The sequence below is a fragment of the Shewanella morhuae genome (assembly GCF_003028295.1).
Lineage (GTDB): Bacteria > Pseudomonadota > Gammaproteobacteria > Enterobacterales > Shewanellaceae > Shewanella > Shewanella morhuae.
This window is the reverse complement of the sequence record NZ_PYSG01000002.1, coordinates 1,245,310-1,262,328: the sequence shown is the minus strand read 5'-3', so window position 1 is coordinate 1,262,328 and position 17,019 is coordinate 1,245,310. Positions and strand designations below refer to the sequence as shown.

The 17,019-nt window shown below is 42.9% G+C and carries 7 protein-coding genes and 1 pseudogene; 4 read left to right on the top strand and 4 right to left on the bottom strand.

The annotated features are described in order from the left end of the window. Positions 1-148 precede the first annotated feature (148 nt). Together nrdG and nrdD are read left to right on the top strand one after the other, a co-directional pair. Positions 149-619: an anaerobic ribonucleoside-triphosphate reductase activating protein gene (nrdG, locus tag C9I43_RS06075; RefSeq protein WP_076500148.1), complete on the top strand. Its 471-nt coding sequence runs from the start codon at positions 149-151 to the stop codon at positions 617-619. Further along, positions 606-2,399, top strand: a complete 1,794-nt coding sequence (gene nrdD / locus C9I43_RS06070; protein WP_076500151.1) for an anaerobic ribonucleoside-triphosphate reductase — start codon at positions 606-608, stop codon at positions 2,397-2,399. Before nrdG ends, nrdD begins: the two co-directional genes overlap by 14 nt. Positions 2,400-2,470: 71 nt before the next feature. Here nrdD and hrpA read toward each other — a convergent pair whose 3' ends face one another. The 4 genes from hrpA to C9I43_RS06050 form a co-directional block, all read right to left on the bottom strand. Further along, positions 2,471-6,349, bottom strand: coding sequence for an ATP-dependent RNA helicase HrpA (hrpA, locus tag C9I43_RS06065; RefSeq protein ID WP_373455339.1), 3,879 nt, complete (start codon positions 6,347-6,349; stop codon positions 2,471-2,473). Positions 6,350-6,471: 122 nt separating this feature from the next. After that, entirely contained in the window at positions 6,472-6,888 is a 417-nt protein-coding gene (locus C9I43_RS06060) for a CBS domain-containing protein (protein ID WP_076500155.1), read from the bottom strand. A 168-nt stretch (positions 6,889-7,056) separates the two neighbouring features. Continuing rightward, positions 7,057-9,306 carry a nitric-oxide reductase large subunit gene (locus tag C9I43_RS06055; RefSeq protein ID WP_076500157.1) on the bottom strand — a complete coding sequence of 750 codons (2,250 nt, stop codon included), beginning with the start codon at positions 9,304-9,306 and terminating at the stop codon, positions 7,057-7,059. 700 nt (positions 9,307-10,006) lie between these two features. Then, positions 10,007-11,038, bottom strand: a complete 1,032-nt coding sequence (locus tag C9I43_RS06050) for an isoaspartyl peptidase/L-asparaginase family protein (RefSeq protein ID WP_076500159.1) — start codon at positions 11,036-11,038, stop codon at positions 10,007-10,009. Between the two features lie 120 nt (positions 11,039-11,158). On the opposite strand from C9I43_RS06050, the pseudogene C9I43_RS06045 reads away from it, so the two are divergent. Then, positions 11,159-13,011 (top strand): annotated as a pseudogene (locus tag C9I43_RS06045) (autotransporter assembly complex protein TamA). Continuing rightward, a complete protein-coding gene (gene tamB / locus C9I43_RS06040) occupies positions 13,008-16,979 on the top strand; it encodes an autotransporter assembly complex protein TamB (protein ID WP_107882724.1) in 3,972 nt (1,323 codons plus the stop codon). The pseudogene C9I43_RS06045 and the gene tamB overlap by 4 nt, the downstream one beginning before the upstream one ends. Positions 16,980-17,019: the final 40 nt, after the last annotated feature.

Here is a 17,019-nt window from a genome sequence, read left to right as displayed (position 1 = left end):
GTGTTATCTGCTTCACTCCCCCAAGATTAACCTCATCGCATTAATCCTCAATAGTTTGATCTTGATCAAACTATTATTTGTCTATCTCGATATCATAAAACACAACATATAGTGCGCAATAATATAATAAACACAAGATATGGTAATTATGGTATTTAATAGCTTTGCACCACAGATCTGTTTTCAAGAGGTTCCTGATGAGGTCTCGTTAGCATTTACCATCACAGGTTGCCCACTACGTTGCCAAGGATGTCATAGCCAAGATACTTGGGATCCAGAAACGGGTATTCAGTTAAATAATGATAATTTTCAACATTATTTAACACGTTATCAGGGACTGGTGAGTTGTGTTTTATTTTTTGGTGGCGAATGGAACCCCGCTGCATTACTCGACAAGTTATCACTGGCAAAAAAACACGGTCTTAAAACCTGTCTCTACACTGGAAAAACCAAGGTATCACAGCATCTAATTGCACAGTTGGATTACCTCAAAACGGGGGCTTGGCGACCAAATCAAGGAGGATTAGAAAAGGAAAAAACCAATCAACGCTTTATTGAACTCGCAACGGGAAATCTACTCAACTTTAAATTTAGGGAACATCACCATGCCATCTCTTAACCCACAGCAATTACAAAAAAAATTAGCTTTTATTAAGCAATACCAACAATCCAATAATGCCGCTGATGCTTCGCATTTAGATGCGAATGCAAATGTGACTCATAAGAACATTGCCACCTTAGAAACCGAGTTAATGAAAGATTATTTCATTGATATTAATCGTGAATTAGTAAAACAAAAAATAACTGAATTATATGGTGTAGATTTAGCGAAAGAATACGAGAGACAAATAACAGAACATGAAATTTATGTTCATGATGAAACCAGTTTAAAACCCTATTGCGCTTCTATTTCAATGTATCCATTTTTACTCAGCGGATTAACTCAATTAGGCGGCGAATCACAAGCGCCAAAACACTTAGAGTCTTTTTGTGGCAGCTTTGTTAATTTAGTATTTGCTATCAGCGCGCAATTTGCTGGCGCAATTGCGACTGTCGAATTTTTAATGTATTTCGATTACTTTGCCCGTAAAGACTTTGGAGATGATTATCTCACCGAGCATAAACACGCAATAGAGAACCACCTACAACACGTTGTGTATGCGTTAAATCAACCTGCAGCAGCAAGAGGATACCAAAGTGTATTTTGGAATATCTCTCTTTATGATCAATATTATTTTGAGGCCATGTTTGGGCAATTTGTATTTCCTGACTTTACCCCGCCAGATTGGCACTCTTTAAAACAGTTACAAGTTTTTTTCTTAGATTGGTTTAATCAAGAACGGAATAAAGCCATTTTAACCTTTCCAGTGATCACCGCCGCGATGTTAACCGCTAATGATAAAGTTAAAGATACGGAGTTTGCCCATGTTTGTGCCAAAAATATGAGCGAAGGCGGTGCATTTTTTATTTATCAATCCAAAAATGCTGACTCTTTAGCCTCATGCTGTCGTTTACGGAATGAAATAAGCGATCACACCTTCTCCTACAGCTTAGGTGCTGGCGGCGTCGCCACAGGTTCAATTAATGTTATCACTATTAATATGAATCGTTTAATCCAAGATAAACGCGATCTTAAAATCGAAGTTGGGAAGGTTCATCAATATCAAATTGCCTATCGTAAACTAATGGAAGAACAATTGGCCAATGGTATGCTGCCAGTCTATACCGCAGGGTTTATCTCTCTGGATAAACAATTTATGACGATTGGTATTAATGGCATGGTAGAAGCTGCTGAATCTATAGGCTTAATAGCTGACACTAATAATGATTACCAAACCTTTGTCGACCAACAATTACAGATTATTTATAAGGCTAACCGAGAAGCTACTCAAAAATTTGGCTACAAATTTAATACTGAGTTTGTTCCAGCAGAAAACTTAGGTATAAAGAATGCGGCTTGGGATAGAAAAGCAGGCTACTTTGTTAATCGAAATTGCTATAACAGTTACTTTTATCCGGTAGAAGACACTAACATTAATTATCTTGATAAATTTATTATGCACGGTGAAAAAATGACCCGCTACTTAGATGGGGGTTCAGCATTACATTTAAATTTAGATGAAAAGTTATCAGTAAAAAATTATCTTAATTTATATAATGTTGCTGCACGTACAGGGTGTAATTATTTTTGTGTCAATGTGAAAATTACTATCTGCAATGAATGCCAACATATTGATAAGCAAACTCAGCAATATTGTCACCAATGCGGTTCAAAAAACATTGATTACGGTACCCGTGTAATTGGTTATTTAAAGCGCGTCTCAGCCTTTAGTCAAGGACGTCGAACCGAACACGATTTACGTTATTATCACCAGTCGCCCGCATCAACACATGCCTGATAAAGCCTTATTTGAGTCAATAGCCAGCGCTGTAAATAACTGGCTATTGCTCAATATTAATCTAGGCGTATTTATGACTGTTCGGTAAGTTGATTTAATATACGCTTTTCAGAAATAGGATATGCGGTACCTAACACTTGAGCAAAACAAGATACGCGATATTCCTCAATCATCCAGCGAGCTTCAATTAATGCGGGCGGTGTTGGCATAGCGCGCGGTACTTTTGCTAGCTGCGCCGTTAAGGCTGCTTGCACTTTATTAATACTTTGCATGTGCAAACGGTCGCGAGTCGGGTCAATAGGCAGTTTTTCAACACGGGTTTCAATCGCTTTTAAATAACGCGCCACATCCGCTAGACGCTGCCAACCACAGGCTTCTACAAAACCTTTAAACACTAATTTGTCTAATTGATTTTGGATATCACTCATAGCAAAGGCGATATCTAAACTGATTTTGCCCTTAAGACGTTTTTTAATGCTTTGGTACAAGGTTAAAATCTGTTCAACCTTAAGAGCTATTTGCTCAGCAGTCGGGTTTAATTCTTGGCGAACCCAATCCTTTGCTAGCTCAAATTGAGCTTGATTACGTACATCTAACGCTTTTTGGTCTAACAACTGCTGCACGGCAGCGGCAATAATATCATCAATCAAAATTTGCACTTGACCAAAAGGATTGAAATACATCGCTAATTTGGCCTTATTCGGCAAGGCTTGCTGTAAATGTTTTACCGGCGAAGGAATGTTGAGCAACAGCAAACGTCGCAGGCCTTGGCGATGGGCATCTTGCGCCTCAAATTCATCATCAAATAATTTGATCGCGACGCTGTCTTTTTTATCGATCAGTGCCGGAAACGCTCGTACTTGATAATTGCCTTTTTGCTGCTGGTATTGCTGCGGCAAATCACCAAAAGACCATTCAGTTAAGGCTTCTTTTTCAATTCCCTTATCCGCCACCTGACGTATCGCCTTAGCAACAACACCCTGCAATTCGGCTTTTAAGTTATCGAGCATGCGGCCCTGCGCTACTAAATTATGATGATCGTCTTCAATTTTAAAATTCATCTGTAAATGCGCGGGCATTTGCGTTGCATCAAAATCTTCTGGCGATATACGCGTGCCGCTCATACGCAGTAATTGTTTGCACATGGTATCCAGTAAACTGGCACTAAAAGGTACCATGGCCTGCACACAAGCTCGGGCGTAATCAGGCGCTGGCACAAAGTTACGTCGTAAACTTTTAGGCAACGATTTGATCAATGCGATGCACTTTTCTTCCCGCAGCCCTGCCACTAGCCAATCAAAATCACTGTCATCAATTTGATTAAGCAGCGCCACCGGAATGTGTACAGACACGCCGTCATCACTGGCGGCAGGCTCAAAATGATAACTCAATTGCAGGCGTAAATTGCCTTTATGCCAGGTATCGGGAAAATCCAAGCTCGAAATATGATCGGCACTACGCTGCATTAACAAGGCTTTGCTGAAATCGAGTAAATCTGGCTGCTCACGCTTAGTTTTATTCCACCAGCCTAGAAACAGCTGCGCGTTGTAAATACCTTCAGGGATGCGCGGCTCATAAAAATCGACTAATACTTGCTCGTCGACCAAAATATCGCGGCGACGGGATTTGTGCTCAAGGGACTCAATGTCTTCAAGCAACTTTTGGTTCGCCACAAAAAATGCTTCTTGAGTTTGCAACTGCCCTTCTGCCAAAGCACTGCGGATAAAAATCTCCCGCGCTTCAACGGGATCGATAGGGCCATATTGCACTTTACGGCGATGCACCACCGTCAAGCCATAGAGCACTTGGTTTTCAAGGGCGATAACGCTACCTGGTTTTGCCTCAAAATGTGGCTCTACATAGCTTTTTTTGATCAAATGCGCGGCTAAGGGTTCAAGCCATTCAGGTTCAATTTTGGCGCAGCAACGGGCGAATAAGCGCGAAGTTTCGGTCAGCTCTGCAGCCATAATCCACTTAGGGCCTTTTTTGGCCAATGGCGAGCCCGGAAACACAAAGAATTTACGATTACGAGCACCTAAATACTCGTTATTGTTATCCTTAAAACCCACATGACTCAATAAGCCTGATAACAGTGCGCGGTGCAAGGTATCGTAACTGGCTGGCGTATCGTTTAAACGCCATTTTAAATCGTGTACGGCTTGCTTAAGTTGAGCGTATAAATCCTGCCACTCGCGCACACGCAAATAGGCTAAATACTCATCGCGGCACTTTTTACGAAACTGGCTAGCCGATAATTCTTTTTGTTGTTCTTTTAAATGCTGCCACAGGTTTATCCAGCTGACAAAGTCGGAACTGGGATCGGCAAAACGGCGATGGGCTTCGTCACTGGCTTGCTTTTTCTCCATCGGACGCTCGCGGGGATCTTGAATCGATAACCCCGCCGCAATCACTAACACTTCATTCAAGCAACCTAACTGCTGACTTTCTACCACCATACGCGCGAGACGCGGATCCACCGGAATTTGTGCTAAATTCCGCCCAAGTGGCGTTAGTACGAGTTTATTATGTTTGCTCTCTACTGCTTGTAATTCTTCTAGCAGCAAAAAACCGTCGCGGATATGACGAGGATCGGGCGGTTCAATAAACGGGAAACCTGCAATGTCGCCCAAACCAATAGCAAGCATCTGTAAAATAACCGAAGCTAAGTTGGTACGCAAAATTTCAGGATCGGTAAATGCTGGGCGATTATTAAAATCGGCCTCATCATACAAACGAATACAAATCCCCGGCCCAACACGACCACAACGGCCTTGGCGTTGATTAGCACTCGCCTGTGAGATAGGTTCAATCGGTAAACGTTGCACCTTAGTGCGGTAGCTATAACGGCTAATGCGCGCCGTGCCGGGGTCAATGACATAGCGAATGCCCGGCACAGTTAAGGAGGTTTCTGCCACGTTAGTGGCTAATACAATCCGCCGACCTCTGTGGCTATTGAACACTTTGGATTGTTCACCGTAGGATAGCCGTGCATAGAGCGGCAAGATTTCAGTATCACGATAATTGCGTCGGCTTAATTGCTCGGCCGTATCGCGAATTTCTCGCTCGCCGTTCATAAAGATTAATATGTCGCCAAGGCCTTCGCTCACCAGTTCATCAACAGCGGCAAAAATGCCTTCGATTTGATCTAAATCGGCATCGCTGTCTTGCACCAATGGTCGATAACGGGTTTCTACCGGAAAGGTACGCCCTGACACTTCGATGATGGGCGCATTGTTAAAATGCTTAGAAAACCGCTCAACATCTATGGTTGCTGACGTAATAATGACTTTAAGATCAGGGCGTTTTTTGAGAATTTGTTTGAGATAGCCCAAAATAAAGTCGATATTGAGACTGCGTTCGTGGGCCTCATCGATGATGATAGTGTCGTATTGATCAAGATTGCGATCGGACGTTAATTCCGCCAGTAAAATACCGTCGGTCATCAACTTAATATATGAATCACTTTTAAGTGCATCGGCAAAACGCACTTTAAAGCCGACGACTTCCCCAAGCGGGCTTTGTAATTCCTCAGCAATGCGGCTTGCCACACTGCGGGCAGCTAAACGTCTTGGCTGGGTGTGGGCTATCATGCCGCGACACCCCAAACCCAGTTCTAAACAAATTTTAGGTAACTGAGTGGTTTTACCCGAACCGGTTTCGCCGGCAATAATCACCACTTGGTTACCCGCAATCGCGCGAGCAATATCGTCGCGCATCAGAGAAACGGGTAGATTCTCAGGATAGTTGATTTTAGGGCGCGCATTACGGCGCAGCTCAACCTTCTCAAACGCCGCCTGCGCTTGCTTACTCAGTTGGGCTAAGGTTTGAGTTTTTTTATCTGAGTCGACTTCTTTATTGAGCTTAAATAAACGGCGACGGATCCGCGACGCATCGCTCTGATAACAAAGATTAAGAAAGGCGTTCGATAGCGGATGTGTGTCTGAGTTCAAATGCAAATTCCAGTGCTAGCATCAAAAATGGCGATCCTAGCAAGGAAATTGACGCAATGGTATGGCTAATTTACGCTGCACTGAGGATAAAGCGTATCAATTCCCCATTGGCACGGCTTAGATTAAACCGGTGACAGATAACATTGCTGCATATAGATATTCATCGCTTTGAGTACATTAGTGCGATTAATGGTACCTATCACTTTGCCGTGCTCGACCACAGGGTACACCTTAGGTTTAAGCCCAAGCATTTGTTCAGCTAAGTGTAAAATACTGTCATCTGGCTCAACAAACAGTACTTCAGTACGCATACAATCTTTTACGACCGAAGTCATATCGCAGTGATAACTGCTCTTAATCATCACAGCAAGACAATCCTGTTGGGATAAAAAACCGACTAAGTTGCCCAAATCATCAACCACTGCGGCGCCCATTTTATTATTATCCAATAGTTTTTCGACCGCAGTCGCAAGCGACATATTGACGCGTAATAATACGGGTTGGCGGTCCATATGATCACGGATTTTAATTAAGTCCATTGTCTTTCCTCGCATGATATTTCCCTCGTACTAACTTAAGCTTTAGTCTAGTCAAAATATCGTGATAATGGTGTGATAAATATCGATTGAACTCATCTAGTGCATAAAAAATATAAAAAAGTGGTGCTAAAAAGCACCACTTAATTTCATCACTCAATCATATTTACATTATTTTTCATGGCTGGCAGAACGGCTAAACACGCCAGTAAACACCTGCCAAGTAACAGCCAATGCACCAACAATAAATACTATATCGCCGATTGTGCGCACCCAGCGTAATGTCACCAATGTCTCGCTTTGTAATAGCGCTTCACTGCGAGCATACCAAAGCCCTTCGGATGCACTAGCGATAAACTGGATAATGCCTACCGGTAATAAACTGGTAAATAACATTAAGGCTAAGCCGATATTCATCCACCAAAACGATGTTTTCATTAAACGTTCGTTAAATATCAACTGTGGACGAATATACCTTAATACTAGCAACGTAAAGCCAAGCGCTAGGAAGCCATAAACACCAAACAATGCGGCATGAGCATGGGTTGCTGTTGTATTAAGCCCTTGAATATAATACAAAGAAATAGGAGGGTTAATCATAAAGCCTAATACACCGGCACCCAACATATTCCAAAATGCTACTGCAACAAAATACATTATCGGCCACTTTACGTTTGCCATCCAAGGCGCACGATCTTTTAATCGATAGTGTTCCCAAGCTTCATAACCAAGCACAATTAAAGGAACAACTTCAAGCGCACTAAACGTCGCACCCACAGCCATGACTGGCGTTGTTGTACCCGAAAAATATAAGTGATGGAAAGTCCCCGGAACGCCGCCTAACAAAAACATAGAGGCCGAAGCTAACGAAGCTACGGTTGCCATGCGTTTGGTAACTAATCCCATGTTAAAGAAGATAAATGCTAATGCTGTCGTAGCAAATACTTCAAAGAAGCCTTCTACCCATAAGTGCACAATCCACCAGCGCCAGTATTCCATGACTGAAATGTGCGTGCGTTCGCCATAGAAAAATCCAGCACCATAAAATAAACCGATGGCTATAACTGATAACATAAAGAGGACTAAGAGATTTTTATCGCCTTTTTGCTGTAATGCAGGTGTGATACAACGCATCATCAATACTAGCCAAAAAACGATTCCAGTAAATTTACCTATTTGCCAAATTCGCCCTAAGTCAACGTATTCATAACCTTGATGGCCTAACCAGAAACTCAGGTTAGCAGGCATGATTTGTGCAATTGCTAAGTAATTACCAATAAACGAGCCCACAACAACAATCACTAATGCCCAAAATAATATATCAACGCCAATTTTTTGGAATTTAGGATCCTTACCGCCATTAATCACCGGGGCCAGAAATAACCCAGCAGCAAGAAACCCAGTAGCAATCCAAAATAGTGCAGACTGAATATGCCAAGTACGCACTAAGCTATACGGGAACCATTCTGAGGTTTGGATACCGTAAAAACTTTGTCCTTCGATGGTGTAATGTGCGGTAAAACCGCCGATAAACACTTGGAATGTAAATAAAGAAACAATTAAAACGAGATACTTTGCTAAGGCTTTTTGTGAAGACGTTAAGTTAAACGACAAAATAGGATCGCGCTCTGGAGCAACAGGCTCGCCATCTTCTTTACGCAAAAATGCCCATGCCCAAACTAATGCACCAATACCTGCCACCAAAATAACCACACTGATGATGGACCAAACAATGTTTTCAGTGGTGGGTTTATTGTCAATTAATGGCTCATGTGGCCAGTTGTTGGTATAAGTCGCGGTACCGTCGGTACGCTCAGTTGATGCTGCCCACGCAGTCCAGAAAAAGAATTCAGATAAACGCGCTCGCCGCTCTGGATTTGGCAGCGTGACTTCTTTCATCGCATAATTTTCGCGGGTCTTTTTCAGTTCAGGCGCACCACCGAAAAGAGCATTGTAATAAGCTCCAGTTTTTTCAATTGCCTGAATACGTCTTGGTGATAACGTTACAGTGTTATTTTCTACGTTATAAGTATTCGTTCTGTATTCTTTTTTCAGCTCATAACGCAACATATGTTGCTGCTGCTCGGTGAGATCAGCATACGGACGCTTAAATTCACCTTCCGCGGCTAAATCTAACCAAATAAGTAGTTCGCGATGCAACCAATCCGCCGTCCAATCCGGTGCTTGATAAGCCCCATGACCCCATACTGAACCCAATTGCATACCACCAACGGATTGCCAAGCCGTTTGACCATCTAATATTTTTTCTTCGGTCGTTAAAATGTCACCATTTGTCGACACAAACGATGCTGGAATTGGCGGCGCGGTTCGGTATATCTCAGTACCATAGTAACCTAATATAGAGAACGTCACTGCGACGACCCCTAATAAGGTCCACCACAATTTCTTATACTCTCCCATGGTCTTTCTCCTTTTAATTTGTGTTCTATTCCTTAAAAAAGAATATTTTCCCAAGTAAATATGAATATCATTAACGAATTATTAAAAATGATTGCCGATAATTCGGCTATTTTTCAAACACTAAAGTCAATCTGATTTCACGCGTCATTCAAAAATATTGAAGATAGCCTATATATCATTTCGATATAGACTATGGACCAGTATAGTCATTTAAGCTAATTCACTTTAATGCTATTTAACAATAATCACATTATTAACACACAGCAGCTTAACTTTTAACCGTGCAAAATTTCTAGTCACTAAATTATGTAGCTTTGCCACCTTATCTGCGGATCAAACATATCACCAGCCGACGAGAATGAACTTTGCATGTGTTTATTGGGTTAAATGACAAGCGAAACGCTAACAATATTTTAAAAAATATCTTTTAGACTGGCTCGAAATGACACATATTTTGAAAAGTGGCGATTGCTATATCCCGGTTTTAGGCCATATGTTGCAACCGATTTTAAAGCGATGTGCATAGCAAATAAATACGGGGAGAGTCACTCGTATTGAGGCAACACAAGCTTAAAAATGACTTATTTCATCTTAGGGCAAAGTCACTTACCCAAAAAAAGCGAGCACTAGGTTAGTAGCACTCGCTGTTAACGATTTCAAATCCACCTTCGTGATGACTTAAACCATGAGCTTTAGCGTATTATTCATCTTGCCAAATCAGCACTTGAGCGGGTTCGCCATTGCTGCGAGTGGCACGGTACATACCTTCGGTATTAAAAGGCGTCGCAATATTACCGCGCTGATCGACAGCAATCACGCCACCAGAACCACCGGCAGTAATAAGGCGTTGATTAATCACTTCATCGGCCGCCTGAATGATCGACTTTTGCTGGTATTTCACCTTAGCGCAAATATCTCCAGCCACTAAATAACGAATAAAAAATTCACCATGCCCAGTAGCTGATACAGCGCAAACGCCATTTTCGGCATAGGTGCCCGCGCCGATCACAGGAGAGTCGCCAATACGGCCAAAACGTTTAGCTGTCATCCCGCCAGTTGATGTCCCTGCGGCTAAGTTACCCTTTTTATCTAAAGCAACTGCGCCGACTGTACCAAATTTATAATCGAGATCTTGCATCTTAACACTGGCAACTTGTTCAGATTTAGCCGCTGCTTGTAGCTTTTCCCGTGCATCGAGCAATTGCTGATAGCGCGCGTCAGTATCAAAATGACTATTCGGTACTAAGGTAAAACCTTGAGCCAGCGCAAATTCTTCTGCACCTGCACCAGAGAGCATTACATGTTCGGATTTATTCATTACCGCTAAAGCTAAATCTATCGGGTGGGCGATATGGCGCACGCCCGCTATTGCACCTGCATTCATGGTTTTGCCATCCATTATCGCAGCGTCTAATTCATGACCGCCGTCATAGGTGTAAACCGCGCCGAGGCCTGCATTAAATAAAGGACTGTTTTCGAGAATATTAATCGCGGCTTGAATTGCCACCAAACTGTCACCGCCCTCTTCCAATATTTTTGAGCCTTTATCAACCGCTTCTTTTAACTTATCTTTATAAGCTTGGCGTTGTTCTGGGGTGAGATTGGCCTTAGAAATCGTGCCCGCACCACCGTGAATCGCAATGGCATAAGGTTTATCTGCGGCAAAAGCGTTCTGCGACATAAAAAGTAGACCCGAAATAATTAAACTGAAGGTGGTTAGTTTTGTTTTCATTGTTTACATCCCCTTAAAAATTAACCTCCTTTGTAACCATTTAAGCATGTAATTTCAATCCTCTCCTTGCCTGTTGGTTTTATTCTGGCGACAATGATGGCACATCACAGGGAATTTAGAGTGCAGCCATTTTTGCAAATCACCTCACATTACTTTCGCTTTTGCTTATTTCTGATATCAATGTCAGTTATATCAGTCGCGATGGGCGCAGATAATTTTCTTCGGTTATCAGTATCTGGCGTTAATGAAGCTCTGCAACGCAATATTGTTGCTCACTTAGGCCCCTTGCCCGAATCTGAGGTGCAGCGTCGTGCCTTTTTGTTTAATGTTGAGGACAATGTCAGTACAGCGTTAGAATCCATGGGTTACTACCACGGCGAAATAGACGAAAATCTGATTGAGCATGATAAAGGGCCGTGGGAGCTTAAACTTGAAATTACCCCGGTGAACCAACTATCATTCAATGGGTTGATATCAACTTTAGTGGCGAAATGCTCGATGATCGCGCTTTTGATCAATGGCTGGCACAAATTCAAATAAAACCCGGTGATATATTAAATCACGGTGCTTATAGTGAGATGAAATCACAATTGGTTACCTTAGCTTTAGCGCGCGGCTATTTTGATGGTGAATTTACCGAATCCCAAATTAAAGTGAATCGCGACCTGAATACTGCCAAAATCAGTTTACATTTTGGCTCTGGTAAACGTTATAAATTTGGCCAAGTGAGCTTCGAAGGACATAGCTTAGAGCCCGAGATATTAGATGACCTTATCCCTTTTAAAGCCGGCGCTTCTTATTCAACAAGGCGTGTGAGCGCACTTAACCGCCAGCTACTCGATACGGGTTATTTCGCCAATATTAAAGTCATTCCACAAATCGATGATGTTGACGACAGTCAAATTCCGGTGCGAGTCGAGTTAACCCCCAAGGCCAGCCACGCCATCGAACTCGGTTTTGGTGGCGATATAGGAAAAACGGACCAAGCCTTCGACCCCAGAGTCCGGGTGACATGGCGCACACCACAAATCAATAAATACGGCCACTCACAGGAGACCAGTTTAGAATGGTCGCCCGATAGACCAAAATTATTAACCACTTACACAATTCCGCTAACGCATCCTTTGGATGACCAACTGAAAATCCGCGTTGGGTTATTGCGAGATAAATACGGTGTAACCCAAGTATACGATGCGGATAATCGCGATTTTACTAATACGGGGCAACTAGAATCTACCAAGTATCTTATTGGGCTATTACGTCAGCAAAGGCTAGATAATCAATGGTTAATGAATTACTCCCTTGAGGCCGTTCACGAACTATATACCCAGTCAGACATCGACTATATGCCGACGTTTTATTTGGCTGGGATTAACTTTTCTCGAACGACGCGTGGTGATAATTCCCTTGACCCTAAATCAGGATTTAGACAAATTTACAGCCTAGACTATGCCGATCCCTACTTGGGTTCTGAAACCCGTTTAGCTCGTCTGCAAGCCAAATTTAAATGGATTGATACCTTCTTTGATAAACACAGAATCGTGTCGCGCATTGATTTAGCCGCCAACTTAGCCAACGAGAACGAACTGGCAAACATTCCACCCTCATTACGTTATTTTGCCGGTGGTGATCAGAGTGTGCGTGGCTATGGTTATCAAGAACTCGGGCCCTATTTAGACTATATTGCCGACGATGGTTCACTCAACCGCGAAGTCATCGGTGGCCGCTATTTAATGGTTGGCAGTTTAGAATATCAATATTATGTAACTCCAACTTGGCGAGTAGGCACTTTTATTGATGCGGGTAACGCTTTTGATAACAATCAATTTGAACCAGTAGTGTCAGTTGGCGGCGGCATACATTGGATTTCACCTATTGGCCCAATAAAACTGGATTTAGGGGTTGGATTGAAAGAAACCGATACCATTGAGCGGTCATGGCGCATTCACCTGACAATGGGGACAGATCTATGAGTACCCCCACAGAGCAGCATCCCACCGTGCAAGATGCGGAAAACACCCCGAACACTGAAGTAGGTGATGCAATTAGCGCATCTGTAACGCTATCAGTATCGTGGCTACAAAAATTATGGCGATATTTCAAACTGTGGACACGTATTATTATTTATGTGCCCTTAACTTTATTAGTTGTGATAGCGCTATTGCTAGGCACAGAATTTGGCTCGCGCATTACCGTTGGACTTGCTAATCAATTGGTACCCGATGTTGGGCTGACTTATACCTCAGGATCAATTAATAAAGATTTAGTGTTATCCCATGCAACTTGGTCTATGGCCGGAATCAAAGTTAAGCTCGAGGATGTACATTTACTGTGGCAACCGGCCTGTTTTCTACAAAAACGTTTATGTGTGAATAACTTATCTGTAGCTAAGGTCGATGTCACCATTGATACTCTTGCCCTTGCCGCAGACGGCGAAGCTGCTGTTACAGCGCAGGATGAAGCACCAAGCGAACTGCTATTACCTTTTGATATTGTGCTAGATACAGCCACACTTAACGCGATTCATATCCAAGTGGATGATATGCAATTCGCTGCAAATGAGCTTAATGCACAAGCGCAGTGGTTTACTGAAGGCTTGTCAATAAAGCAATTAACTAGCGAGGGATTATCGGTAATTATCTCCACATCGGCTGATAATGTGCAAACAGGTTCAGCAACAGGCAACAATAGTCCCACGCAAAACCCTGCTGTAGCAGCGCAAGCGCAAGCACCAACAACAGCGACACCATCAACGCCAGTAAATAATAACCCCACTGAGTGGGCATTAGCTCATTTGCCAGCTGTGTTTATGCCTTTTCCTGTGACAGTCAACGCCCTAACGCTAGACAACACCACACTGCAAATTGGTGAACGCAAAGATGTCTTTAGTCATATTGAATTACAAGGCCGCTTTCGTGAATATCAATTAACCCTAGAGCATTTGCTGCTCAACCATACCGATGGTAATGCCGATATTACTGGCAGCTTAACCCTAGATAAAGATTATCCACTTGATTTAGAGATTAGCCTTAACCTTCATCAATTAGCAGAATTACCCGAACTCACTCAGCAAGCATTAACACTACGTTTGAGTCAAAGTGTAGGTAAATTGCAGATTGATGCAGTGGCAAAGGGCGATGCAGATCTTATCCTTAATGGTCAGATAACGCTTGGTGACCCTAACCTGCCCTACACGGTAAAATTAGAACAGGTGCGATTACAGTGGCCACTGCAAAACCCAGAATACTCAATAGATGATGTCACACTGGTGAGCGAAGGCGATTTCAATCAACAGCAGGCAACGTTAAAGGGTCAACTCACCACACCGTTCCACAAAGTGCTCGATATAGACACTCAGGTCCACAATCAAGGGGCTAAATTAACGATTAACAAACTTGAGGCACTGGGCGCCATTGGCAAGGTAGATCTCACTGGGGAACTTGATTATCAAAAAGCCATAAGTTGGACCGCTAATCTCAAACTCAATGACATCAAACTCCAAGAGTTACTGCTAGATGCAGCATCAACAGCAACGACCCTGCCAGACAGTTTAATTTCAGGAGAATTACGTACCCAAGGGTCGTTTGCCGCTCCCCATTGGCAAATGTCCCTAAGTGACACTGAGCTCACCGGTAGTTTGCAAGGTTATCCATTTGATATAAATGGGGATATCAATATAAATGATGCACTGTATGTTAGTTCTAAAGGACTTAATGCCAAGGTGTTAGGCTCGACGCTAGTATTAAAAGGCGAAGCCAACGCTAACTGGGATCTTCAAGGTGAATTACAAGTGCCAGATTTTGGTTTGTGGATCCCTAAGGCAAGCGGCCAACTGCAGGCACAAATTAATGTTACCGGTGACGAAAAACATCCCCAAGTTGAGCTTACAGTACTGTTAGCTGAGTTTGTTTATCAAAATATCAAACTACAAGAATCTAATTTAAAAGCCTATTACAAGCCATTAGAACAGCATGAATTTGCCATTTCATTAAAATCAAAAACTTTGCAGCTGGCAACAGAACGTATAGACACCTTAACGCTCGGTGCAAAAGGCACGATCAATGCTCAAAAACTTACCCTTAATGCCACAGGCGATCTCGGCCTTGATGCCACCGTAAGTAGCCAATACGATGTGAAAAAATCACGGCTACAAGTTGACGTCGAACGCTTAAACCTCAACACACCAATTGGCCCATGGCAGCTAGACAAGACAATTAATCTCGCTTGGGATCAAACCAAGAATCAGGGCAGTATTACGCCGTTTTGTCTGATCAACCCAAACAGTCGCTTTTGTTTAAATAACAACACCTCATTAGGTAACAAAGGCAATGCACAAGTAAGCTATTCAGGTAACCCAGGGAAATTATTAATCCCTATATTACCCACGAATATGCGCTGGGATGGGCCCGCATCATTATTAGCCAACTTTGCTTGGGCCGCAAACCGTAAGCCTACTGCCGATGTTAATCTAGACTTTACGCCTGGTAGTATCATGCTCAAACGAGCAAAAAATCGTGAAGTGACTATCGATTATCAAAATCTATCGTTGCGGGCCAATTTAGATGCAAAACAATTAACAACGGCATTAAATTTCGAGTCAGAAGGCATTGCAAGCTGGCAGAGTGAGATTAACGTCAATGTCACGCCCGATCGAGCGCTCGCAGGTTACGCCAATATAAAGCAAATCAACTTACAGCCACTTGGGGAGTTTTTTCCGCAATTAAATACAGTGCAAGGCTTACTAACCAGCCAGCTAAACTTTGCAGGTAGTCTTGATGCCCCAGAAGTATCAGGTAGCATGGCCTTAACTGAAGGCGCTTTAGCATTGACTGCCAACCCAACTTTAGTTGATAAGATTGACATGTCGATGACATTTGCAGGCCAACAGGCGCAACTCAAGGGCCGCTGGATGATGGGTAATGGTTTAGGACGAGTGAATGGTCAACTGCAATGGCCACAAGGGCAATTTAGCGGTGAGTTAGCCGTCCAAGGTGAAAAACTTGCGGTGATCCAGCCACCACTGGCTATTCTCGATGTTTCCCCTGATATCACGGTTACGTTTAGCAGTAAGCAACTGGCCGTGAAGGGGCAAATCAACGTCCCATCTGGCAATATCAAAATTGTCCCATTAGCAGAAGGCGGTATCGCAACCTCTGAGGACGTGGTGTTTGATGACTCCATCGCCGCCACTCAACCTAAAGCCAGCCCCTACGCCATAATCGCTGATCTTAATATCAATGTGGGCAATGAACTCAGAATTGATGGCATGGGCCTCAAAGGTAAACTGCAAGGTACGCTAAAGTTACAGCAACAAGCTTTCCGTCCTCCTTTGCTATTTGGCAATATCAAAGTCAATCAAGGTAGTTACAAGTTTATGGGTCAAACCCTGAAAATTCGCACCGGAGAAGTACAATTTGTGGGGCCAACCTCAGTACCTAACCTTAATATTGAAGCGATACGCGAAATTAAGAGCGAGGACTTAGTCGCCGGCGTGCGCGTAACGGGTACTCCATCACGCCCTGTCGTCACTTTATTTTCAAATCCAGCCAAAGAGCAGGCCGAAATTCTATCTTACATCGTTAAAGGTAGTGGCTTTAACAATGCGAATAATGAACAGAATAACTCACTCATGATGGGCGCAGCCTTAGGGTTAAGCTCACAGGTTGGCGGCGGCGCAATTAACAACATTGGTAATACTGCAACCGGGTTAATTGAAGAGTTTGGTTTCTCAAACGTACAACTCGATACCAACGATGAAGGACGCGTTGCGATCAGTGGTTATATTGGCGAGGACTTAATGGTGAAATATGGCGTTGGCGTATTTAACCCCGGCTATGAAATGACCGTGAGATACTATCTACTCTCTCAACTTTACCTAGAAACCGTATCGGGTACTTTAGGTCAATCTCTTGATATTTATTACAACTTCAATATCAAGTAATAAGATTAACTCAAAATCTATTTTATAGAGTTAACAGTAA

Bases quoted from the DNA above. Each gene is read 5' to 3' on its own strand.
- C9I43_RS06055 (WP_076500157.1), bottom strand. From the start codon at position 9,306: ATGGGAGAGTATAAGAAATTGTGGTGGACCTTATTAGGGGTCGTCGCA.
- C9I43_RS06050 (WP_076500159.1), bottom strand. From the start codon at position 11,038: ATGAAAACAAAACTAACCACCTTCAGTTTAATTATTTCGGGTCTACTT.
- nrdD (WP_076500151.1), top strand. From the start codon at position 606: ATGCCATCTCTTAACCCACAGCAATTACAAAAAAAATTAGCTTTTATT.
- nrdG (WP_076500148.1), top strand. From the start codon at position 149: ATGGTATTTAATAGCTTTGCACCACAGATCTGTTTTCAAGAGGTTCCT.
- tamB (WP_107882724.1), top strand. From the start codon at position 13,008: ATGAGTACCCCCACAGAGCAGCATCCCACCGTGCAAGATGCGGAAAAC.
- C9I43_RS06060 (WP_076500155.1), bottom strand. From the start codon at position 6,888: ATGGACTTAATTAAAATCCGTGATCATATGGACCGCCAACCCGTATTA.